This is a genomic window from Pseudomonas sp. FBCC-B1667, from assembly GCF_059133255.1.
Genome location: NZ_CP101437.1, coordinates 3149011 through 3169831 on the forward strand (window position 1 = coordinate 3149011; position 20821 = coordinate 3169831).

Sequence of the window (20821 nt, forward strand, 5' to 3'; positions counted from 1 at the left end):
AAAAGCTTGCGTGCGGTACATATTGCTTGAGCCAATCGTGTGGCTCAGGCTTGACAGGATGCCGGTAGAACAGCGCTTAATCGGCGACGCTTTTGGGTTGCCCTGTAACCTTGTTTCACCCTGTTGCCCGTACTCAATAATAAAACTGGAGCTTCAGATGACCGCATCGCCCGAAATGGCCGTCAGTTCGAACACCCAAACGCTCGATTTCGACGCGCTCGTTCAATTGCTCGAACAGATTTTTTTACGTCATGGCACCTCTGCCAACGTCGCCAGGACCCTGGCTCTCAATTGCGCCGGCGCCGAGCGTGACGGTTCTCACAGTCACGGTGTGTTCCGCATTCCCGGTTATGTCTCGACATTGAACAGTGGCTGGGTCAATGGTCAGGCTGTGCCGGTGGTTGAAGACGTGGCCTCGGGATTCGTCCGGGTCGATGCCGGCAATGGCTTCGCCCAGCCGGCCTTGGCAGCGGCACGCGCCCTGTTGGTGGAGAAGGCGCGCAGCGCAGGCATCGCGGTGCTGGCGATTCGCAATTCTCACCACTTCGCGGCTTTGTGGCCGGACGTCGAACCCTTTGCCTACGAAGGGCTGGTGGCACTGAGCGTGGTCAACAGCATGACCTGCGTGGTGCCACACGGCGCCGACCGTCCACTGTTCGGCACCAACCCGATCGCATTTGCTGCCCCGCGCGCGGATGGCGATCCGATTGTCTTTGACCTGGCCACCAGCGCCATTGCCCATGGCGATGTGCAGATCGCGGCCCGCAAGGGCGAGCGCTTGCCGGCAGGCATGGGCGTGGACAGCCTCGGGCAGCCGACGCAGGATCCGAAAGCGATTCTTGAAGGCGGCGCACTGCTGCCTTTTGGCGGGCACAAGGGTTCCGCCTTGTCGATGATGGTGGAGCTGTTGGCGGCAGCGCTGACCGGCGGGAATTTTTCCTTCGAGTTCGATTGGTCGAACCATCCTGGGGCCAAAACCCCATGGACCGGGCAACTGCTGATTGTGATCGACCCGAGCAAAACCGCCGGGCAAAACTTTGCAGAGCGCAGCCAGGAACTGGTGCGGCAGATGCATGGCGTTGGGCTCAAGCGCTTGCCGGGTGATCGGCGCCATTCGCAGCGGGCCAAGTCCGCCACTCAAGGCATTACGCTCGACGTCGAGACGCTGGCGAATTTGCGGGCACTCGCACAGTAATCAGCAATTTTGTAGCCGGCATGAAAAAGGCGAGCCAATGGCTCGCCTTTTTGCTGTGGGCAGCGTGGAGGCTTAACGACGACCCAGCAGCAACCCGACCACCAGACCAAAACCGGCAGAGATGGCCACGGTTTGCCACGGATGACCGCCGATATAGGTTTCGGTGGCTTCGACGGCGGGCCTCGTGCGGTCGCGCACGTTGCTGACCGAATCCCGAGCCTGCTGGAGTTTCAGGGCGATTTGCTCGCGCAGTGTCTCTGCTTCCTCGCCGACCAGAGCGGCGCTGCTGTTCAGCAGTTTTTCCGACTCTTCGATCAGCGTGGTCAGCTCGCTGAAGGCCTGATCCTTGATTTGGTCTTCGGCGACTTGTGCAGCGGTTTTCCGAGCCATTGAGGTACTCCTTGCAGGTAAGTAGGCAGTGAACAATGGAGTCACGCGCAGGTGAAAAAGTTGCAGTGAATTTTCCCGTCGACCTTGCCGGATAGAAAATTCCTGAGTCAGACATTTCGTCCTGCAGTGTAAGATGTCGCCTATTTTACGCAGCAGGAAATTTCCATGAGCTTCAATCTGGCCGACAAACCCCTCGCCGAGCGTGCGGCGCTGGAAGATGAAAAATCCCGTCTGTTCGACCTCTGGCAAAGCAATCTGGGTAAATCCAAGGGTGAGGCCGCGCGGTTGTTCGGGGAGCGCGCCAAGCGTAAAGGCAAGTGGGCTGAATGGGTCCGTGCCGAACTCGACGCGATGTCGCCGCCAGAATACGCCAACATGGTGCGCAGTGAAGTCAATCGCCTCATGGCTGCCAACAAGTAAGGCCGGACTTCAAGCGAAACAGGCGACAATCGCTTCGCGCACTTTCAACACCACCGGGTCGAGTTGCGTGCTGGTACGCCAGCCCAATTCGATCGGGTAACGCGGTAAGGCCAAAGGGCAGGGCAGCAGCGCCAGTCCACTGAGCGCCGCAATGCTCTCGGCGGCATGCGCTGGAATGGTCGCCACTGCCTGGCTGCCCTTGAGCAAATGGGGCAGCGCGGCAAAATGGGTGGTCGACGCGCACACCCGACGACTCAGCCCCAGCGCCGCCAGTCCTTCATCGGTGATGCCGATAAATCCGCCGGACGACACCAGGATGTGTTCGCGGGCGACGAACGCTTCAAGGCTGAGGGTTTGCTGTTCTGGGGCCAGGCTGGCGCGATCGGCCAGACAGAGGTATCCGCCTTCTCCCAACACCTGACGGCTGAGCAAGCGCTCGGCTAAACCGCCGGCGGTGATCGCCAGATCAATGCTGCGGTCCATCAAGGCGTGGGCGACGATCTGGCTGTGAGTTTGCCGGAAGATCAGCCGCAACTTCGGCGCAAGCCGGGCAATTTCTTCGATCAATCGTCGGCCGTAGGCGATCTCGAAATCATCCGACATCCCCACCGACACTGAGCGGCCTTCGTATTGATGGGCCGCCGGATCGACCATCGCCAGGCTCTGGCGGCATTTGTTCAGGGCATCGCTGACCACCGGTTTCAATTGATTGGCCTTCAGCGTCGGTGCCAGGCCACGACCGGTGCGCACGAACAACTGATCGCCGTACACCTCGCGCAGCCTGCGCAACGCGGCACTGACCGCCGATTGCGTCACGCCCAGGCGCAGGGCCGCACGGCTGGCGCTGGACTCTTCATGCAGCGCTTCGAAGACTTTGAGCAGGTTGAGGTCGACATTGGCGATATTCATGGTGTTCATATCATTCAGCAGCGAATCGGGCTTTATTCATGATCCCGTGGCGCCGGAGAATGAGCAATACCTGATGCCAATGGAGTCACTGCGATGCCCAAGTCAATCGTTGCCGCGCTGCAAATCGGTGCCTTGCCCGGCGGCAAGGCCGATACGCTGGAGCAGATTCTTGCCTGGGAAAACGCCATTGCCGAGTCCGGAGCCCAATTGGTGGTGATGCCTGAAGCCTTGCTCGGCGGTTACCCCAAAGGCGAGGGGTTTGGCACGCAACTGGGTTATCGCCTGCCGGAGGGGCGAGAAGCATTCGCCCGGTATTTCGCCAACGCCATCGATGTACCCGGCGCCGAGACTGAAGCCCTGGCCGGGTTGTCGGCACGTACCGGTGCCAACCTGGTGATTGGTGTGATCGAACGCGCGGGCAGTACGCTGCATTGCACGGCACTGTATTTCGACCCGCAGGCCGGACTGATCGCCAAACACCGCAAGCTGATGCCCACGGGCACCGAACGGCTGATCTGGGGCAAGGGTGATGGTTCGACGTTACCGGTGATCGACAGCCAGGTCGGCCGAGTCGGCGCGGTGATTTGCTGGGAAAACATGATGCCGCTGCTGCGTACCGCGATGTACGCCAAAGGCATTGAGGTCTGGTGCGCGCCGACGGTGGACGAGCGCGAAATGTGGCAAGTCAGCATGCGTCACATCGCCCATGAAGGACGCTGCTTTGTGGTCAGCGCCTGTCAGGTCCAGGACTCACCGCACGCCTTGGGCGTGGAGATTGCCAACTGGCCGGCGGATCGGCCGCTGATTGCAGGGGGGAGTGTGATTGTCGGGCCGATGGGCGACATTCTGGCCGGGCCGTTGCGCGACGGCCCAGGGCTGCTCACAGCGGAAATCGACACGGACGATCTGATTCGGGCGCGCTATGACTACGACGTGGTCGGGCACTATGCGCGGCCGGATGTGTTTGAGCTCAGCGTCGATGAACGACCCAAACCCGGCGTCCGCTTCACCGCATAACAAATGGATTTGTGGTGATCATGATTGCGGGGTTTGGCGAGGGACTGCGATCGCGCCCGGCAGGCTGAGTTTGCCGGTATCCGTGAACCGCATCGTGCCAAACAATCCGCCCGCCAGTTTGCCGCGCAACACGTAAGGCAGGTTATTCAGCGATTGCGTCTGGCTCAGTCCGAGGGTCTGACGCAATACCGAAAACGCCGAAACGCTGACCGGCACCGTCAGCACTGTTTCAGAGAAGCGCGCAATCGAACCCGACTGATCGCTCACCCCTGAAGCCAGCGGCTGTCCGTTGACCTCCAGGTCCAGCGCCACACCGTTGTAGTCGATGGGGCTTTCATTAGGGTTCTGCACACGGATTTTCACCGCAAAACGAATTTCCATGCCCTGGCTTTGCAGCGGTTCGATGCCGACCACATTGATGTTCAACGGATCACGATTCGGGAACAGGGCGCAGGCGCTCAACGACAGTAAAAGCAGAGAAAGCAGGACGGCGTGGACGCTACGCATGAAAAGGCTCTCAAAAAGAAAAGGGCTGAACCGCTCACGGCTCAGCCGTTGAGCCTCACGGGCGGTTCAATTGTGCGACAGCCTCAGGCATTGCGGGTTCAGCGTTGGCTGGCACATCGGGGTTTTCCATGACCTTCAGGATCGAGGCTTCCGGATCGAAATCGTCTTCCTCCAGCGCCATGAACTCCTCGGGCAGGAAGATGTTCAGCACGATAGCGCACAACGCCCCGACGGTAATTGGCGATTCAAAAATGTTGTGCAACGCCAGCGGCAACTCGCGCAATACCTCAGGCACCGCCGCGACGCCCAGACCCAGGCCCAGGGAAATCGACACGATCAGCATGTTGCGTCGATGCAGGCCGGCTTCGGCGAGGATCTTGATCCCGGCCACCGCCACGGTGCCGAACATCACCAGTTCGGCGCCGCCGAGCACCGGTTTGGGCATCAGTTGCAGCACCGCGCCGATCATTGGGAACAACCCCAATAGCACCAGCAACCCGGCGATGAAGAACGCCACGTAACGACTGGCCACGCCAGTGAGCTGGATCACGCCGTTGTTCTGCGCGAACGTGACCATCGGCATGCTGTTGAACACGGCGGCCAAGGCGGAGTTGAGGCCGTCGGCAAGCAGGCCCGATTTGATCCGGCGAATGTAGATCGGGCCTTTGACCGGTTGCCGGGAAATCATCGAATTGGCGGTCAGGTCACCGGCGGCTTCCAGCGGCGACACGAGGAAAATCACCGCAATCGGCACAAACGCGACCCAATCGAAGTTGAAGCCGTACTTGAACGGCACCGGCACACTCATCAGCGGTACGTCCGGCAGGCTGGCGAAATTGACGTCGCCCATCAGCCAGGCGACGACATAACCCAAGGTCAGACCGATGACGATAGCGCCGAGGCGCAGAAACGGCACGTCGACCCGGTTCAGCAGCACAATGGTGCCGAGCACCAGGGCTGCCAGCGCCAAATGACGGGTCGAACCGAGATCCGCCGCACCGAAGCCACCGGCAATGTCTGTCATGGCCACTTTGACCAACGACAGGCCCATCAATGTAATGATCGTGCCAGTCACCACCGGTGTGATCAGCCTCCGCAATTTGCCGATGAACTGGCTCAGTGCGACTTCAATGAACGCCGCAAAAAAGCAAACGCCAAAGATCGTCGAGAGGATTTCATCGGTGCCACCACCCCGTGCCTTGACCATGAACCCGGCACTGAGAATCACACTGATGAACGAAAAACTGGTGCCTTGCAGACACAGCAAACCAGAGCCGACCGGGCCGAACCGTCGGGCTTGAACAAAGGTGCCCAGGCCGGAAACGAACAGCGCCATGCTGATCAGGTAGGGTATTTCGCTTTGCAGACCGAGGGCGCCGCCCATGATCAGGGTCGGCGTGATGATGCCGACAAAACTCGCCAGCACATGCTGCAAGGCGGCGAAGACGGTGGCGGTCAGGTGCGGACGGTCGTCGAGGCCGTAAATCAAGTCGTTGTTGCGCAAAGCGGGGGCTTTTTCAGAGGCGGTCATGGTGGGTAGCGTGCCAAACGGCGGGCCGGTTCAGAAAATGGAGGCGCAGGATGCCAGCAGTGGGCAGCGAGGGCAACGAAACAAAACTGCCTGAAAGGTCAGGTTTCGCTGAACGCGGCCAGCAAATCTTGCTCAAACGCCTTCTGCGCATCCCCCGGCACCTGAGCGCGATGCCGCGCCAGATGGAACGCCACTTCAAAACTCATCTCGCCTTCGCGCACGGCGCGCAACAACCCTTTGTCTTCCCAACTGCGGGCAAAGTGGTTGGGCAAATAGCCGACATGTTTGCCGGACAGAATGAAGGCGAGGGTGCCTTCGACCTGTTCCGAGCGCGCCGAGCATAATGTGCCCTGAAACGGCTCGTCACTGCGCAAGAAGCGGTAAGGGTGGTCGACCCGGTCGCAAGCTTGCAGCGCGTCATCGTCCGGCGCGTCATCGGTGAACAATGGATGACCAGGTGCGCAGTACAGGTGCTGGGTTTCGGTGAACAGTTCGTGATAGTCAAACGCGCTTTGCACTTGGGAGAAATAGCCGATGGCCAGGTCCAGCCGTTGCTGCAGCAGCAAGCGTTCCATTTCCCCGGGCATGGCACTGATGAGTTCGATGCGCACCGATTCGTCCCGTTCGCGAAAGCGCCGGATCGCGTCCGCCACCTGTTGCAGCACCGATTGATCAAGGGCTTCGGACAAGCCCAGACGTACTTCGCCGATCAATCTGCCGGCCACACCGTTGGACTGATGGCGAAACGTTTCGATGGACTCAAACAGTCCGCGCGTCGCGGTCAACAGCTGCTCGCCCTTGGGCGTGATCTTGAATCCACCCTTGCCGCGACTGCACAAGCGATACCCCAGCCGTGTTTCAAGTTTAGCCATTTGCTGGCTAATGCTTGATTGGCTCAGGCCCAACTCACCCTGGGCTGCGCTGAAGCCGCCGCACTCGACGACGCGGACAAACAGGCGCAGCAGTTGCAGGTCGAGATCGTGAAGTTGCCCAAGCATCAAACATTACTCCGCCATAAAGTCAGGTTAACAAACTTGATATTTCGCCAATGTAACCGAGCGCGCAACCTTCAACCACTTCCTCTGGTCAGGTGTTCGTCATGGCTCCCGTGTTCAAGCTGTGTTTTCCCGCGCTGTTGCTCGCCATGGCCGTGTCGGCCCAGGCGCAGGAAAAGACCGTCAACCTCTACAGTTGGGCCGATTACGTGGCGCCCGAAACCTTGCAGGCGTTCGAAAAGGAAACCGGAATTCACGTGCGCTACGACACGTTCGATTCTTCGGAAGTACTGGAAACCAAACTGCTCACCGGCGGCAGTGGGTATGACGTGGTGGTGCCTTCCTCAAGCGTGTTGGCCCGTGGTCTGGCGGCGGGTGCGCTGAAGGAAATTAACCACGAAGGGCTCAAGGGTTACGCCAACCTCGACCCAGACCTGCTGGAAAAACTGGCCGCCGTCGATCCCGGTAATCGCTATGGCGTGCCCTACACCTGGGGCACGCTGGGTTTGGGAATGAACGTCGAAGCGGTGCAAAAACGCCTGCCGAATGTGCCGCTCAATAGCCTTGACCTGCTGTTCAAACCGGAATACGCCAGCAAGCTGAAAGACTGTGGCATCGCGATTCTCGATTCGCCACAGGAAGTCATTGGCTTGGCACTGCACTATCTGGGTAAAGATCCCTACAGCACTGACAAAGCTGATCTGACAGCTGCCGAGGCGTTGTTGCATGCTTTACAGCCAAATGTGCTGTACGTCGCCACCGGCCGGCAGATCAGCGACCTGGCCAATGGCAGCGTGTGCCTGGCGCTGACCTACAACGGTGATGCGAGCATGGCGGCCGATCAGGCACGCAAGGCCAACAAGCCGTTTGAGGTGGCGTACCGGATTCCCAAGGAAGGCACGCTGGTCTGGCAAGACAACCTGGCGATCCCCAAGGACGCGCCGCACCCCGAAGAAGCCCGGGCCTTTATCGAGTTCATGTTGCGCCCCGAATCCGTCGCGTCGCTGACCAACACGCTGTTTTTCGCCACGGCCAACCAGGCGGCCACCCCGCTGGTGGACGAAGCCGTGCGCACCGATCCGGACATCTTTCCACTGCCCGACATGCGTGCACGCCTGTACGCCGACCAAAGCATGAGTCTCAAGGACTTGCGGTTGCGCACGCGCCTGTGGACCACATTCCGTAGCCGCCAATAATTAAAAAGGAGATCACCATGGACGTCCCGATGCAAAACGATCAGGCCATGACCCGCGACAGCCTTTATGGCACTTCTGCCGAAAGCACCTACGCCGGCATCACCAGTTTCATGCGCCGCCGCTACAGCCGCGACTTGCGCGGGGTCGACGTCGCGGTCAGCGGGGTGCCGTTCGACACTGCCACCAGCAACCGCCCCGGCGCACGTTTCGGACCACGGGGTATTCGCGCCGCGTCCACCGGGATTGCCTGGGAGCGCCACTGGCCGTGGACGTTTGATCCGTTCGATCACTTAGCCGTCATCGATTACGGCGATTGCGACTTCGATTACGGTTCGCCGCACACGGCGCCAGAAAGCATCGAAGCGCACGCCGAGCACATCCTGAACAGCGGCAGTGCGATGCTGACGTTCGGCGGTGACCACTTCATTACCTACCCGCTGCTCAAGGCCCATGCGCGTAAACATGGTGCGTTGTCGCTGATCCACTTCGACGCCCACAGCGATACCTGGCCAGACGCGGACGGCAAGCGGGTCGACCACGGCACCATGTTCTGGCACGCGGCCAAAGAAGGGCTGGTGGATCCGTCGCGGTCGGTGCAGATCGGTTTGCGCACCACCAATGACGATCATCAGGGATTTCAGGTGCTGGACGCGCGTCAGGTGCATCGCCAAGGCTGTGAGGCGATTGTCGAGGCGATACGGGCGAGGGTTGGAAATAACCCGGTGTACCTGACGTTTGATATCGATTGTCTCGACCCGGCGTTTGCGCCGGGTACCGGGACTCCGGTTTGCGGGGGCTTGAGTACCGTTCAGGCACTGGAAATTCTGGGTGGATTACGCGGGATCAATCTGGTGGGCATGGACGTGGTGGAAGTCGCACCGGCCTATGACCACGCGGACATTACCTCATTGGCCGCAGCGACATTGGCCATGGAAATGCTGTGCCTCTACGCCGCCCGCCACAAGGTCGATCGGTAGTACAACAATCCAATGCGGGAGCGAGCAAGCCCGCTCCCGCATTAGACTGCTGTCAGGCCACCGGGATGATGGGCAGGTCGAGGACCTGGTCACCGCTAAACCGTGAAAAAGAGCCGGCAAGCGTTTCGTGCGGCACACCTTTGGCCACATCGCTGACACCATCGAGTCGCGACAATTGATCCGCGCTCAATTGCACGTTCAGTGCCCCCAGCGTCGCATCCAATTGCTCACGGGTGCGCGAGCCCAGAATCGGAATCAGCGCAGTGGTCGAGCGCTGGGCTTTTGCGCGCAACCAGGCAATGGCCACGTGCGTCGCGCTCGCTTCCAGTTCGGCCGCAACGGCGAGCAGCGTGTCAAGAATGGCGGTTTCCCGGGCGCCTTTTTCCGCATGAATCAACATGCCGAGTTTGGAGGCGCGATTGTCGCCATCGCTGGATCGGTATTTGCCGGTGAGAAAGCCGCCACCCAATGGCGACCATAATGTCGCGGCCAGGCCCAAGGCTTCTGCCATCGGCAGTTGTTCACGTTCAGCAGTGCGTTCCGCCAGGCTGTATTCCACCTGAATCGCTGCAATCGGCGAAAAACCACGCACTTCGGCCAACACGTCAGCGCGGGCGATGCGCCACGCCGGGAAGTTTGACAGCCCCGCGTAATGGATCTTGCCGGCGCGCACCAGATCATCGAAGCCGCGCAAGATTTCTTCCATGGGTGTCACGCCATCGCTCATGTGCGCCCAGAACAAGTCCAGGTGATCGGTTTTAAGCCGGGTCAGGCTTTCTTCTACGGCGCGAACCATGTTTTTACGGTTGTTGCCGGTGTGGGAAATGCTCGCAGACGGCGTCGTCCCCAAGGTGTACTTGCTGGCGATGACCAAGCGATCGCGCTCTGCCACGATAAATTCGCTAAGCATGGCTTCCGACTGACCCGCCTGATAACCGTTGGCGGTGTCGATGAAGTTGCCGCCGGCCTCCAGGTAGCCATCAAAAATACGCTTGGCTTCGTCACGCTCGGCACCGTGGCCCCAACCCGTACCGAAATTGCCGGCGCCCAACGCCAGTTCCGAAACCCGCAAGCCGGTTTTACGGCCGAACACTTTGTAATGCATGGAGTGACTCCTGAAGAAAGACGCCGGGATTGGATTTAAATGTTTAGCAACATGTATTAAATATGATGCGTGTAATCTATGCGCGTCAATGCACTTTACCCACGGAGGCCAAATGGGCGACCGTCGGTCCTGGTGGTATTGAGTAAAGCGGCGGCCAACGTTGGCCAAGATTACCGCCGTGTCGGCCCCTGAAGCCCAGGACGCATTGCGGGGCCGGCCGGTTATGGCTATCCGGAAAATGTGGAGCCGCATGGGTTCGCGGGTAGCAGCCCTGAGGCGGTGGCGTCAGTTCGGACGTATACTCCCGCGCATGAATGTCGACTCTCCGTTAAGCGCCTGGCAACACGCCATTGAAACCAAGGGCTTCGTCCAGGACGAAGCCCAGGAACACGCCGTGTGGGCGCTGCAAAAATGCCACGAAGCCTTGCATGAAGGGCGAGCGCCGATGACTGGCGTTTACCTGTGGGGGCCGGTCGGGCGGGGTAAGACCTGGTTGATGGATCAGTTCTATCAAACCCTGCGCGTGCCGGCCCGGCGGCAACATTTCCATCACTTCATGGGCTGGGTGCACCAGCGTTCGTTTCAACTGACCGGCACCGTCGACCCCTTGAAAGCGCTGGCGCGGGAGTTGAGTGAGGAAGTGCGCGTCCTGTGTTTCGACGAGTTGTTCGTCAATGACATCGGCGACGCAATCATTCTCGGACGCTTGTTTCAGGTAATGTTCGAGCAGGGCGTGGTGGTGGTGTGCACTTCCAACCTGCCGCCGGATCAGCTTTACGCCGATGGCTTCAATCGCGACCGCTTCATGCCCGCGATTGAAGCGATCAAGCGGCACATGCAAGTGATCGCGGTGGAGGGAGGCGAAGACCATCGCCTGCATCCGGGCACTGCATTGCAGCGTTACTGGGTGACCAATGACGCGCACCCCGACGCACTGGGCGAGGTGTTCAAGGCGTTGACCGTGGGCCAGTCCGTGTCCAGCGACCCGGTGACCGTAGGTTACCGTCACGTCAACGTCTTGCAGGCCAGCGCCGGCGTGCTGTGGTGCCGTTATGCGGACCTGTGCGAGCAACCTTTTTCGGCCATGGACTTCATGGCCCTGTGCGACACCTACAGCGCTATTCTGTTGAGTGAAGTGCCGAACCTCAGCGCGCAAAAACGCGAAGGACGCATCGCCCGAGGCACCGAAGACGCCGCTGAGCACGTTGTTGCAGGAGACCGCGAGCTGCCGCAACTGTCCGTGCACGACGATGGCGTGCGGCGTTTCATCGCGCTGGTGGACGAGTGCTACGACCGCAAAGTCCCGCTGTACCTTGAAGCACTGGTGCCGATGGAGGCCTTATACACCGAGGGTTATCTGGAATTCCCGTTCCGTCGCACGTTAAGCCGTTTGAAGGAAATGCAACTGCAACGCTTTGCTGAAGCCTGACTGTCGGGAGCGAACATGAATCAGCCCCTGTCTCACCATTTGCTGACCATGGCTTATCAAAACGCCTGGGCCAATTACCGACTCGCCAAGGCCTGGAGCCTGTTGACTCCGGTGGAGCTTGCGGCCCCGCGAGTCAGCTTCTTCCCCAGCCTCATCGCAACGCTTAATCACATCCTGACCTGCGACTGGTTTTACGTGGACGCACTGGAGCGCGAGTTGCGCGGTGATGATCCACATCCCGACTGCTACGTTTTTTTCAAGGATAACGAGCCGTTCGGCGTCGGCGCTAACCTCAAGCGCGAGCAATCGCTGGTCGACAATCGGTTGATCGCCTACTGCGAACAGTTGCGCGACGCCGACCTTGGGCGAATCGTGACCATTGCCCGGGACACGCCGCAACATGACAGCCGTTTGCGCCTGCTGTCCCATCTGTTCGAACACCAGCTTCATCATCGCGGCCAGGTGCACGCGATGCTCAGCGGCACCTCGGTTGCACCGCCACAACTGGACGAGTTTTTTTGTTCTGGCGAGTCGGGTTTACGGGCGGCGGATTTTGCCGAGTTGGGTTGGACCGAGACGCTGATCTGGGGTGTTTAAGGCAGGATCAGGTTGTCGGCGATGGTGAGTCAGGCTAATGTCCTTCGACTTTGCGGCGCGAGTGACGCGCCGGGACAACTCGACGGGATAGCAACGATGGAAACGGAATTCGCAGACATTCTGGTACTTCAGGCCAGTTACACCAACCCGGTGCACGCCGAGGCGATTGGTGTGGTGCTCAACGCCTATGCCCAGGACCCGATGGGTGGCGGGCATACGTTGCCCGAAGATAGGCTGCAACAACTGCCGGGGGAACTGGCCAAGCGTCCCCACGCGTTCAGTGTGTTGGCGTTTGTCGACGGCGCACCTGCCGGGCTGGTCAATTGCTTCGAAGGCTTTTCGACCTTTGCCTGCCGGCCACTGATCAACGTGCACGACGTGTCGGTGGTGCCGCAGTTTCGCGGTTTGGGGTTGAGCCAGAGGATGCTGCAAAAAGTTGAAGACATTGCCCGCCAACGGGGTTGCTGCAAAATTACACTGGAAGTGCTCGAAGGCAACGCGGTCGCTCAGGCGTCTTATGGCAAGTTCGGTTTTGCTGCCGGCATGTTCGACCCGACCCATGGCCGCATGCTGTTCTGGATCAAGAACCTTTAACCGCTCGGGCCTGAAAAAGGGCGCCCCTCAGGACGCCCGGCTGGCGAGATTTACTTCGGTCGATAGGACTCGGTCATTTGTGCGGTTGGATCGGTGGGTACTGGCAGTTCGATGTTTTTGATCTCGAAGCCATTTGCCTTTTGTTGGGCGAGATGCAATTTTTCGTAGTAGTAATGCATGCGTTCGCCACCGCGTTCTGCAAAGGCTGTGGCTGAACTGAACATCAACAGACTGGCGAGGATCAAGGTAGTACGCTTCATGGGTGTCTCCCATTACAGGTAGCAGGGCCTTTCGTCCGTGAACCAATGTCGAAAGGACATTATCCGCCGATTCGGTCAAATGGGAATGCGCTTGTCAGAGCTTGCAGTCGAGGCTGAACGTGATGGTGCGCGGGTCAGCCCAAAACACGCCGTTGTAGAACCCGACGTTGTCGTAATACATCGCAGCCGACTCCGCGTCGTCAATGGAAGATTCCCGCTTGTTCAAGGACGAGGAGAGAAGAGGGGATTTAGCGGAAACGTGAATTAATCTCGTTTTAAGGTGTTTTCCACGAGGCAAGGTTTTGTGCAGGGCACAGCAAAAGGGGCCGGAATCGGCCCCTGTCTGCGTCTACTGTTTTACGAGGGTCGGATCAACTTTCGGCTTCATCAGGCTGAAATCGATCAGCGGGCGCACCTGGCGCTCATAGGGGTTGCCGATCATCAATGGGCGCGGCTTGAAGCTGGCGCTGACCAGGCTCTTGCTGTGGTCCAGCTCATCAAAACTCAAACCGGCCAGATCTGCCCAAGTGTGAATCAGTTGCGAGCTGCTGTAAGGCCGGCTCAGGTCTGCAGCGAAACTCCAGTCATGGTTTTCACGCCATTTCGGTGATGCCCATGCCATGAACGGAATGGTGTACATCGGCGCAGTCGGCTTGTTCTCGTTACGCCCAAGGGTGGTGTGACCGACGGAGTCGAACACATCTTCGCCGTGGTCGGAGAGGTACAACAGGAAGCCGTTCGGATCGGACTTGGCGTAGTCCTTGATCAGGCTCGATACCACAAAATCGTTGTACAGCACGGCGTTGTCATAGCTGTTGTACGTCGGCACCTGATCGTCGCGCACGCCGTCCGGCACGCCTTTACGGTCGGTGAACTTGTCGAACGTCGGCGGGTAACGGTACTGGTAGCTCATGTGTGTGCCCAGCAAATGCACAACGATCAACTTGCGTGGCGCCGCATCGGCCAACGCCTTGTTGAACGGCTCGATCACGTCGCCGTCGTATTGGGCGGCGTTCTGGTTACGGTTGTTGTTCAGGTACACCTGCTCGTCGGCTTGCTCGGAGAAGGTCGTCAACATGGTGTTGCGCTTGGTCATGGTCTGCTGGTTGGTGATCCAGAACGTCTTGTAACCCGCCTGTTTCATCATGCTGACCAGCGATGGCGTAGTCAGGTAAAGGTCCGGATTCTCTTCGTCAGCGAAGGTCAGCACCTGTTGCAGCGCCTCGATGGTGTAAGGGCGCGGGGTGATGACGTTGTCGAAGACCGTCAGTTGGTCCTTGAGCTTGTCCAGTTCCGGCGTAGTTTCACGCGGGTAGCCATAGAGGCTCATGCGTTGACGGTTGGTGGACTCGCCGATCACCAGCACCAGGGTCGCCGGCTGGTCGACCCTCGAGTCGGCGAGGTTTTTCAGCGGTGGAATTTTGCTCGCGCTGTGCAGCATGTCTTGCATGCCGGCCAGGGTTTCGAGATAGCGGTGATAAGCCACGGCCATCTGCCAAGGCACGGCAGGCTCGATGCGGGTTTCGAACTTGTCGAACCCTTCAGCAAAATTGCCGGTGCGCGCGGTCTGCTTGGCCAGCGGGTAGCCGACCACTGCGATCACGATAGCCGTCGCGGCCACCAGTGCCTGCCAACGAGGAAGGACAACCGGGCGCAGGCGGGTCCACAGGAAATAAGCGAACAGCGTGTGGGCGAGGAACGCCGCGACCATCCACCAGGCAAAATACTGGGTCATGTACTCGCCAGCTTCAGAGATGTTCGACTCGAACATGATGAAGATGACGCTCTGGGAAAACTCCTGCTGGTATATAAAGAAGTAACCCAGGCTGGCCATTGAGCAGGCCCACAGCACGACGCCAATGACCGCTGCCATCACGCGCGTCTGTTTAGGGAACACCAGCATCGGCGCAAGCCAGATGGCGCTCATCACAAACGCCTGACGGAATCCGGTAAAGCCCGAAGTGCCGGTCAGTTGAATGAGTAATTGGGTGATGCCGGAAAAATACCAGAAGAACAGGAATAACCAGAGAAATCCTGCCCAATCGAAACCTTTCGCAGACGTAGTGCTGCGCTTAAACAATGCCATTCAACGCTCCAGCCAGAAATCACTTCGACGTCGAGCCATCCCATGCCGACGAACGGAAACCACACGAGAATCGAGCGGCCATAATGCGCGGGATTATCAGTAAGTATTTGTGAAAAATTTGTGAAGCGCTGGAGATTGCGAGGGTAAAACGAGACCGGAAACAGCGAAGCGCTGTCTCCGATTTATCTGAAAAAATCAGGCATGAGGCGCGCGTTGAGTCACGGGCAAAGGTAGCGATTGAGTGCCTTGCGTCAGCTGGCGCAGTTGCGCGAGTTCCTGCTTCAAGAGGTCGCGCTCTTCTTTCAATTGACGCAATTCATCCCGACGAATCGTAACGTAAAGGGTCTGTGCTGGCCGTGCTGCGTGTACTGTGCCCATTGCTCACCTCGCAATTGGTTGACTCAACTGTAGAACGCCCCCTTACAAGCGGGTGCTGATCTACTATCGGCGCTGATTTTGATTTCTTTTGCCTCACAAGGGAACTTTTTTATTTTTCGTGGTCGTTGTGTCTTCGGCGCGATTACCGACGTTATCAATCAGGATCGGGCACAATGCCCGGAAACTATGTGCCAACGCTCTGGACTAACCCCATGACTCACGTTGGGCTATAACCTTTGACACACTTTATTTGTAGTAGGGAGCATCAGCACATGCAACTCGGGATCATTGGACTGGGCCGCATGGGCGGCAATATTGCGCGGCGCCTGATGCTCAATGGGCATACCACTGTCGTTTACGACCGCAATACCGCCTTCATCGACACCCTGGCTGCAGAGGGCGCCACGGGCGTCGCAGACTTGCCGGCGCTGGTCGCCGGCCTGGCCAAACCGCGAGCGGTCTGGGTCATGCTGCCAGCCGGCGCACCGACCGAAGACACCATCGAGACCCTGAGCACCTTGCTCGAAGCTGGCGATACCATCATCGACGGCGGCAACACCTTCTATAAGGACGACATCCGCCGGGCCAAGACCTTGTCGGAAAAAGGCCTGCACTACATCGACGTCGGCACCTCCGGTGGCGTCTGGGGCCTGGAGCGTGGCTACTGCATGATGATCGGCGGTGATGCCGAAGAGGTTAAGCGCCTTGATCCGCTGTTCGCCAGCCTGGCGCCGGGCTTGGGTGACATCCCGCGCACCAAGGACCGCAAGTCCGATGACGATCGCGCTGAACGTGGCTATATCCACGCCGGGCCCGCGGGTTCGGGGCATTTCGTGAAGATGATTCACAACGGCATCGAATACGGAATGATGCAGGCCTTCGCCGAAGGTTTCGACATCCTCAAGACCAAGGCCAGCACGAACCTGCCCGAAGACCAGCGCTTTGACCTGAACGTCGCCGACATCGCCGAAGTCTGGCGTCGTGGCAGCGTGGTCTCCTCCTGGCTGCTCGACCTGACCGCCGACGCACTGGCCAGTGATCCGAAACTCGACGGCTATTCCGGTTCCGTGGCTGACAGCGGTGAAGGCCGCTGGACCATTGAAGCCGCCATGGAGCAGGCGGTGCCGGTACCAGTACTGTCGAACTCGCTGTTCTCGCGCTACCGTTCGCGTGGGCAAGGCACCTTCGGCGACAAGATTCTCTCAGCCCAGCGCTTCGGCTTCGGCGGCCACGTGGAGACACCGAAAAAATGACTCGTCTGATCCGCAATAAATCCAAGGCAGAACCCGCACCACCGACCACGCTGTTCCTGTTCGGTGCCCACGGTGACCTGGTCAAGCGCCTGCTGATGCCGGCGCTGTACAACCTGAGTCGCGACGGTTTGCTGGGGGATGGATTGCGGATCATCGGCGTTGACCACAACGCCATCACTGACGATGCCTTTGCCCGCAAGCTCGAAGATTTTATTCGAACGGAAGCGGCGGCCAAGGTCGGCAAGGGCGATCAAGCGCTTGATCCGCAGGTGTGGGCCAAACTGGCCCAAGGCATCAGCTACGTCCAGGGCGACTTCCTGGACGACAGCACTTATCAAGCACTGGCGGCGAAAATCGCCGCCAGTGGCACGGGCAACGCGGTCTTCTACCTGGCCACCGCGCCACGTTTCTTCAGTGAAGTGGTGCGCCGGCTCGGCGCCGCCGGTTTGCTGCAAGAAACCCCTGAAGCGTTCAGAAGGGTGGTCATCGAAAAACCGTTCGGCTCCGACCTTCACACCGCAGAAGCCTTGAATGCCTGCTTGCTCAAGGTGATGACGGAAAACCAGATCTACCGGATCGATCACTACTTGGGCAAGGAAACCGTGCAGAACATTTTGATCAGCCGGTTTTCCAACAGCCTGTTCGAAGCGTTCTGGAACAACCATTACATCGACCACGTGCAGATTACCGCCGCTGAAACCGTCGGCGTCGAAACCCGTGGCAGCTTTTATGAACACACCGGTGCCCTGCGGGACATGGTGCCCAATCACCTGTTCCAGTTACTGGCGATGGTGGCTATGGAACCGCCGGCAGCGTTTGGCGCCGACGCAGTACGGGGTGAAAAAGCCAAAGTGGTCGGAGCCATTCGCCCTTGGTCCACCGAAGAGGCACGGGCCAACTCGGTCCGCGGTCAATATGCCGCGGGCGACGTCGACGGTAACCCGCTGCCCGGTTATCGCCAGGAAAACAACGTGGCGCCCGATAGCACGACCGAAACGTATGTGGCGCTCAAAGTCATGATCGATAACTGGCGTTGGGTCGGCGTGCCGTTTTACTTGCGCACCGGTAAACGCATGAGCGTGCGCGATACCGAGATTGTGATCTGCTTTAAACCGGCGCCGTATGCGCAGTTCCGTGACACCGAGGTCGACGAGTTGCAACCGACCTACCTGCGGATCCAGATTCAACCCAACGAAGGCATGTGGTTCGACCTGCTGGCCAAACGGCCTGGCCCGGCGTTGAAGATGGCCAATATCGAACTGGGATTCGCCTATAAGGACTTCTTCGAAATGCAGCCGTCCACCGGCTACGAAACGCTGATCTATGACTGCCTGACCGGCGATCAGACGCTGTTCCAGCGCGCCGACAATATCGAGAACGGCTGGCGCGCCGTGCAGCCATTTCTCGACGCCTGGCAACAGGACGCAACGGTTCAGCATTACGCAGCAGGTGAGGATGGCCCGGCTGACGCCGATGAGTTGCTGGCACGTGATGGTCGCGTCTGGCACAGCCTCGGATGAGGGACGTCACGCAACAGCCCATCCGTTTTCTGCTCAGTGACATGGACGGTACCTTGTTGCTGCCCGATCACACGCTCAGTCAGCGAACTGTCGAGGCCGTCCGTTCGTTGCGTGAGGCCGGCGTGTTGTTCAGCCTGGCCACCGGCCGCCCGCCCAAAGCGATGTTGCAGCAGATTGAAGCGTTAGGCGTCGATGTACCGACGGCCGCGTTCAATGGCGGCACGATCGTCAATCCGGACGGCAGCTTGCTGGTGGCTCATTACTTGCCGGCCACCGCTGCGCTTACCACCCTGACGCAGTTTGCCGATCTGCCGGACATCGAAGTCTGGGTATTCAGTGGCGGCGACTGGCTGTTGAAAGACGCCAATGGCCCGATGGTTCCCCGAGAGCAGCATGGTCTGGGCTATCCGCCAGTGGTGGTGGAGAATTTTGAACCGTACCTGGAGCGCATCGACAAGATCGTCGCGGCCAGCAACAACACCGGGTTGCTGATCGAATTGGAAGCACAATTGCTGCCCAGGGTTGAAGGCCAGGCCCAGGTGTCGCGTTCACAGCCGGTGTATCTGGACGTGACGGCGATGCAGGCGAACAAGGGCGCGGCGCTGGAGACACTGGCCAAATACCTCGGAGTACCACTGCAACAAACTGCCGCGTTGGGCGATGGCGGCAACGACCCGGCGATGTTTCATCGCGCCGGGCTGTCGATTGCCATGGGTCAGGCGGAAGAGGCGGTTAAGCGTCAGGCCGACGTGGTGACGGGCGCCAACACCGAAGACGGTGCGGCACAGGCGATCGAGCAATACATCCTCCCTCGCCAGCCCACATAAATCCCCGGTGTAGAAGTGAGCCTGCTCGCCATGAGGCCCTTTCAGACCGTTATCGCGAGCAGGCCCCACAGTTTTTGGTCCGGGTTACAGCCAGAAACTAACGGCGTACCACCCAAGCACACCCATCACCACCGTATACGGCAACGCCATCCACACCATCCGCCCGTACGACAGCCGAATCAGCGGCGCAATCGCCGAGGTCAGCAGAAACAGAAACGCTGCCTGACCATTGGGTGTCGCCACGCTGGGCAGGTTCGTCCCGGTGTTGATTGCAATGGCCAGTGTCTCGAAGTGTTCGCGGGTCATATGGCCGGAGATGAAGGCCTGTTTCACTTCCGTGATGTAAATAGTCGCCACAAACACATTGTCGCTGATGGCCGACAGCAAGCCGTTGGCAATAAACAACATGCCCGGTTGCCGGTCGGCCGGCAGCGCCAATACCCACTGGATCAGCGGGGTGAACAGTTGCTGATCATGAATCACCGCCACCACCGCAAAAAACACCACCAGCAGCGCGGTGAACGGCATGGCGTCCTTGAACGCATTGCCGATCCGATGCTCGTCGGTGATGCCGGTGAACGCGGTGATCAAGATGATCACCATCAACCCGATCAGGCCGACTTCCGCAATGTGAAACGCCAGCCCTGCAATCAGGATCAATGCCGCAGCACCTTGCACCAACAAAGCAGCACGCTGGCGTGTGGTGCGTTCGGCATTATCCTCGGCGGCATAATTGGCCAGCACCGTGCGCACGTTGTCCGGCAGCAGGGTGCCGTAACCAAACCAGCGCAGTTTTTCCAGCAGCACGCACGTCACCAGACCGGCGACCAGCACCGGCAGTGAAACCGGGGCAACTTTCAAAAAGAATTCAGCGAAGTGCCAACCCATCTCATGGCCGATCAACAGGTTCTGTGGTTCACCCACCAGCGTGCAGACACCGCCCAGCGCTGTGCCCACGGCACCGTGCATCAGCAGGCTGCGCAGGAAGGCGCGGAACTGTTCAAGGTCTTCATGGTGAAGGGAGGGCAAGTGTTGGTCATTACTGAACTCGCTGTCCTGGCGTGGATCATTGCCTGAGGCGACACGGTGATACACCGAGTAAAACCCTACGGCAGCACTGATGATCACCGCCGTCACGGTCAAGGCATCGAGGAACGCCGACAGGAAAGCCGACAGAAAGCAGAACATCAACGCCAGCAGCGCCTTGGAGCGAACCCCCAGCAACAGCCGAGAGAACAGGAACAGCAGCAGGTCTTTCATGAAGTAGATGCCGGCCACCATGAACATCAGCAACAGGATCACCGGAAAGTTGTGCACCAGTTCGTCATACAGCGCCTGCGGTGTGGTCATTTTCAGCAGCAGCGCTTCGACCAGCAGCAGCCCGCCGGGCATCAACGGATAACACTTGAGCGCCATGGCCAGGGTGAAGATGAACTCCAGCACCAGCAGCCAACCGGCCGCAACCGGACCTACCGTCCACAGCACCAATGCGTTGAGAATCAGGAAGCCGAGAATGCTCGCTTTGTACCAGCGAGGTGAGTGGCCGAGAAAGTTATGCGCGAACGCCTGGGCCATTGAACCGGACATCGGCTACTCCTTGTTTAAAGAAGCGCGCAACTTGCCGTAACAAGATGG

21 protein-coding genes are annotated in these 20821 nt (G+C 59.2%); 11 read left to right on the forward strand and 10 right to left on the reverse strand.

From position 1 onward, the window contains the following. Positions 1–157 precede the first annotated feature (157 nt). Positions 158–1195: an Ldh family oxidoreductase gene (locus NL116_RS14250; RefSeq protein ID WP_494377725.1), complete on the forward strand. Its 1038-nt coding sequence runs from the start codon at positions 158–160 to the stop codon at positions 1193–1195. Positions 1196–1267: 72 nt separating this feature from the next. On the opposite strand, the gene NL116_RS14255 is transcribed toward NL116_RS14250, so the two are convergent. Then, positions 1268–1585 (reverse strand): ElaB/YgaM/YqjD family protein, encoded by a 318-nt coding sequence (locus NL116_RS14255; protein WP_494377726.1) that lies wholly within the window; start codon positions 1583–1585, stop codon positions 1268–1270. 165 nt (positions 1586–1750) lie between these two features. On the opposite strand from NL116_RS14255, the gene NL116_RS14260 reads away from it, so the two are divergent. Next, on the forward strand, positions 1751–2005 hold the full coding sequence (locus tag NL116_RS14260; protein WP_109786463.1) for a hypothetical protein: 255 nt from the start codon (positions 1751–1753) through the stop codon (positions 2003–2005). 9 nt (positions 2006–2014) lie between these two features. On the opposite strand, the gene NL116_RS14265 is transcribed toward NL116_RS14260, so the two are convergent. Then, positions 2015–2923 carry a LysR family transcriptional regulator gene (locus NL116_RS14265; RefSeq protein WP_494377727.1) on the reverse strand — a complete coding sequence of 303 codons (909 nt, stop codon included), beginning with the start codon at positions 2921–2923 and terminating at the stop codon, positions 2015–2017. A gap of 84 nt (positions 2924–3007) precedes the next feature. On the opposite strand from NL116_RS14265, the gene NL116_RS14270 reads away from it, so the two are divergent. Then, positions 3008–3931 (forward strand): carbon-nitrogen hydrolase family protein, encoded by a 924-nt coding sequence (locus tag NL116_RS14270; RefSeq protein WP_494377728.1) that lies wholly within the window; start codon positions 3008–3010, stop codon positions 3929–3931. An 18-nt stretch (positions 3932–3949) separates the two neighbouring features. On the opposite strand, the gene NL116_RS14275 is transcribed toward NL116_RS14270, so the two are convergent. The 3 genes from NL116_RS14275 to NL116_RS14285 all read right to left on the reverse strand — a co-directional run bounded on the left by NL116_RS14275 (position 3950) and on the right by NL116_RS14285 (position 6967). Next, on the reverse strand, positions 3950–4438 hold the full coding sequence (locus tag NL116_RS14275; protein WP_494377729.1) for an LEA/WHy family protein: 489 nt from the start codon (positions 4436–4438) through the stop codon (positions 3950–3952). Between the two features lie 55 nt (positions 4439–4493). Beyond that, the gene (locus tag NL116_RS14280; RefSeq protein ID WP_494377730.1) at positions 4494–5969 is read right to left on the reverse strand and encodes a nucleobase:cation symporter-2 family protein; all 1476 of its coding nucleotides are present in this window, start codon (positions 5967–5969) and stop codon (positions 4494–4496) included. A 98-nt stretch (positions 5970–6067) separates the two neighbouring features. After that, complete coding sequence (locus tag NL116_RS14285) at positions 6068–6967, reverse strand: LysR family transcriptional regulator (RefSeq protein WP_494377731.1); 900 nt, start codon at positions 6965–6967, stop codon at positions 6068–6070. Positions 6968–7068: 101 nt separating this feature from the next. On the opposite strand from NL116_RS14285, the gene NL116_RS14290 reads away from it, so the two are divergent. Then, complete coding sequence (locus tag NL116_RS14290) at positions 7069–8160, forward strand: polyamine ABC transporter substrate-binding protein (RefSeq protein WP_494377732.1); 1092 nt, start codon at positions 7069–7071, stop codon at positions 8158–8160. 17 nt (positions 8161–8177) lie between these two features. Beyond that, complete coding sequence (gene speB / locus NL116_RS14295; RefSeq protein WP_494377733.1) at positions 8178–9137, forward strand: agmatinase; 960 nt, start codon at positions 8178–8180, stop codon at positions 9135–9137. 52 nt (positions 9138–9189) lie between these two features. Here speB and NL116_RS14300 read toward each other — a convergent pair whose 3' ends face one another. Next, complete coding sequence (locus NL116_RS14300) at positions 9190–10242, reverse strand: aldo/keto reductase (protein ID WP_494377734.1); 1053 nt, start codon at positions 10240–10242, stop codon at positions 9190–9192. Positions 10243–10552: 310 nt separating this feature from the next. Between NL116_RS14300 and zapE the strand changes: the two genes are divergently transcribed. The 3 genes from zapE (at position 10553) to NL116_RS14315 (ending at position 12862) form a co-directional block, all read left to right on the forward strand. After that, positions 10553–11671: a cell division protein ZapE gene (zapE, locus tag NL116_RS14305; RefSeq protein ID WP_494377735.1), complete on the forward strand. Its 1119-nt coding sequence runs from the start codon at positions 10553–10555 to the stop codon at positions 11669–11671. A gap of 15 nt (positions 11672–11686) precedes the next feature. Continuing rightward, positions 11687–12268 (forward strand): DinB family protein, encoded by a 582-nt coding sequence (locus tag NL116_RS14310; protein ID WP_494377736.1) that lies wholly within the window; start codon positions 11687–11689, stop codon positions 12266–12268. Between the two features lie 96 nt (positions 12269–12364). Next, complete coding sequence (locus NL116_RS14315; RefSeq protein ID WP_494377737.1) at positions 12365–12862, forward strand: GNAT family N-acetyltransferase; 498 nt, start codon at positions 12365–12367, stop codon at positions 12860–12862. A 50-nt stretch (positions 12863–12912) separates the two neighbouring features. Here the strand turns inward: NL116_RS14315 and NL116_RS14320 are convergent, their stop codons facing one another. The 3 genes from NL116_RS14320 to NL116_RS14330 all read right to left on the reverse strand — a co-directional run bounded on the left by NL116_RS14320 (position 12913) and on the right by NL116_RS14330 (position 15586). Beyond that, the gene (locus tag NL116_RS14320) at positions 12913–13122 is read right to left on the reverse strand and encodes a hypothetical protein (RefSeq protein WP_494377738.1); all 210 of its coding nucleotides are present in this window, start codon (positions 13120–13122) and stop codon (positions 12913–12915) included. A 349-nt stretch (positions 13123–13471) separates the two neighbouring features. Beyond that, on the reverse strand, positions 13472–15208 hold the full coding sequence (locus tag NL116_RS14325; RefSeq protein WP_494377739.1) for a phosphoethanolamine transferase CptA: 1737 nt from the start codon (positions 15206–15208) through the stop codon (positions 13472–13474). Positions 15209–15403: 195 nt separating this feature from the next. Continuing rightward, entirely contained in the window at positions 15404–15586 is a 183-nt protein-coding gene (locus NL116_RS14330) for a DUF6026 family protein (RefSeq protein WP_494377740.1), read from the reverse strand. Between the two features lie 272 nt (positions 15587–15858). Between NL116_RS14330 and gnd the strand changes: the two genes are divergently transcribed. From gnd to NL116_RS14345, 3 genes are read left to right on the forward strand one after another with little or no spacing between them, the layout of a single operon-like run. Then, a complete protein-coding gene (gene gnd / locus NL116_RS14335) occupies positions 15859–16839 on the forward strand; it encodes a phosphogluconate dehydrogenase (NAD(+)-dependent, decarboxylating) (protein ID WP_494377741.1) in 981 nt (326 codons plus the stop codon). Further along, positions 16836–18359 (forward strand): glucose-6-phosphate dehydrogenase, encoded by a 1524-nt coding sequence (zwf, locus tag NL116_RS14340; RefSeq protein WP_494377742.1) that lies wholly within the window; start codon positions 16836–16838, stop codon positions 18357–18359. The genes gnd and zwf overlap by 4 nt, the downstream gene beginning before the upstream one ends. Beyond that, positions 18356–19186: an HAD family hydrolase gene (locus tag NL116_RS14345; RefSeq protein ID WP_494377743.1), complete on the forward strand. Its 831-nt coding sequence runs from the start codon at positions 18356–18358 to the stop codon at positions 19184–19186. The genes zwf and NL116_RS14345 overlap by 4 nt, the downstream gene beginning before the upstream one ends. Before the next feature lie 84 nt (positions 19187–19270). Here the strand turns inward: NL116_RS14345 and nhaB are convergent, their stop codons facing one another. After that, on the reverse strand, positions 19271–20773 hold the full coding sequence (gene nhaB / locus NL116_RS14350) for a sodium/proton antiporter NhaB (RefSeq protein ID WP_494377744.1): 1503 nt from the start codon (positions 20771–20773) through the stop codon (positions 19271–19273). Positions 20774–20821: the final 48 nt, after the last annotated feature.

Coding starts and splice junctions, on each gene's coding strand:
- NL116_RS14250 (WP_494377725.1), top strand. CDS start 158: ATGACCGCATCGCCCGAAATGGCCGTCAGTTCGAACACCCAAACGCTC.
- NL116_RS14255 (WP_494377726.1), bottom strand. CDS start 1,585: ATGGCTCGGAAAACCGCTGCACAAGTCGCCGAAGACCAAATCAAGGAT.
- NL116_RS14260 (WP_109786463.1), top strand. CDS start 1,751: ATGAGCTTCAATCTGGCCGACAAACCCCTCGCCGAGCGTGCGGCGCTG.
- NL116_RS14265 (WP_494377727.1), bottom strand. CDS start 2,923: ATGAACACCATGAATATCGCCAATGTCGACCTCAACCTGCTCAAAGTC.
- NL116_RS14270 (WP_494377728.1), top strand. CDS start 3,008: ATGCCCAAGTCAATCGTTGCCGCGCTGCAAATCGGTGCCTTGCCCGGC.
- NL116_RS14275 (WP_494377729.1), bottom strand. CDS start 4,438: ATGCGTAGCGTCCACGCCGTCCTGCTTTCTCTGCTTTTACTGTCGTTG.
- NL116_RS14280 (WP_494377730.1), bottom strand. CDS start 5,969: ATGACCGCCTCTGAAAAAGCCCCCGCTTTGCGCAACAACGACTTGATT.
- NL116_RS14285 (WP_494377731.1), bottom strand. CDS start 6,967: ATGCTTGGGCAACTTCACGATCTCGACCTGCAACTGCTGCGCCTGTTT.
- NL116_RS14290 (WP_494377732.1), top strand. CDS start 7,069: ATGGCTCCCGTGTTCAAGCTGTGTTTTCCCGCGCTGTTGCTCGCCATG.
- speB (WP_494377733.1), top strand. CDS start 8,178: ATGGACGTCCCGATGCAAAACGATCAGGCCATGACCCGCGACAGCCTT.
- NL116_RS14300 (WP_494377734.1), bottom strand. CDS start 10,242: ATGCATTACAAAGTGTTCGGCCGTAAAACCGGCTTGCGGGTTTCGGAA.
- zapE (WP_494377735.1), top strand. CDS start 10,553: ATGAATGTCGACTCTCCGTTAAGCGCCTGGCAACACGCCATTGAAACC.
- NL116_RS14310 (WP_494377736.1), top strand. CDS start 11,687: ATGAATCAGCCCCTGTCTCACCATTTGCTGACCATGGCTTATCAAAAC.
- NL116_RS14315 (WP_494377737.1), top strand. CDS start 12,365: ATGGAAACGGAATTCGCAGACATTCTGGTACTTCAGGCCAGTTACACC.
- NL116_RS14320 (WP_494377738.1), bottom strand. CDS start 13,122: ATGAAGCGTACTACCTTGATCCTCGCCAGTCTGTTGATGTTCAGTTCA.
- NL116_RS14325 (WP_494377739.1), bottom strand. CDS start 15,208: ATGGCATTGTTTAAGCGCAGCACTACGTCTGCGAAAGGTTTCGATTGG.
- NL116_RS14330 (WP_494377740.1), bottom strand. CDS start 15,586: ATGGGCACAGTACACGCAGCACGGCCAGCACAGACCCTTTACGTTACG.
- gnd (WP_494377741.1), top strand. CDS start 15,859: ATGCAACTCGGGATCATTGGACTGGGCCGCATGGGCGGCAATATTGCG.
- zwf (WP_494377742.1), top strand. CDS start 16,836: ATGACTCGTCTGATCCGCAATAAATCCAAGGCAGAACCCGCACCACCG.
- NL116_RS14345 (WP_494377743.1), top strand. CDS start 18,356: ATGAGGGACGTCACGCAACAGCCCATCCGTTTTCTGCTCAGTGACATG.
- nhaB (WP_494377744.1), bottom strand. CDS start 20,773: ATGTCCGGTTCAATGGCCCAGGCGTTCGCGCATAACTTTCTCGGCCAC.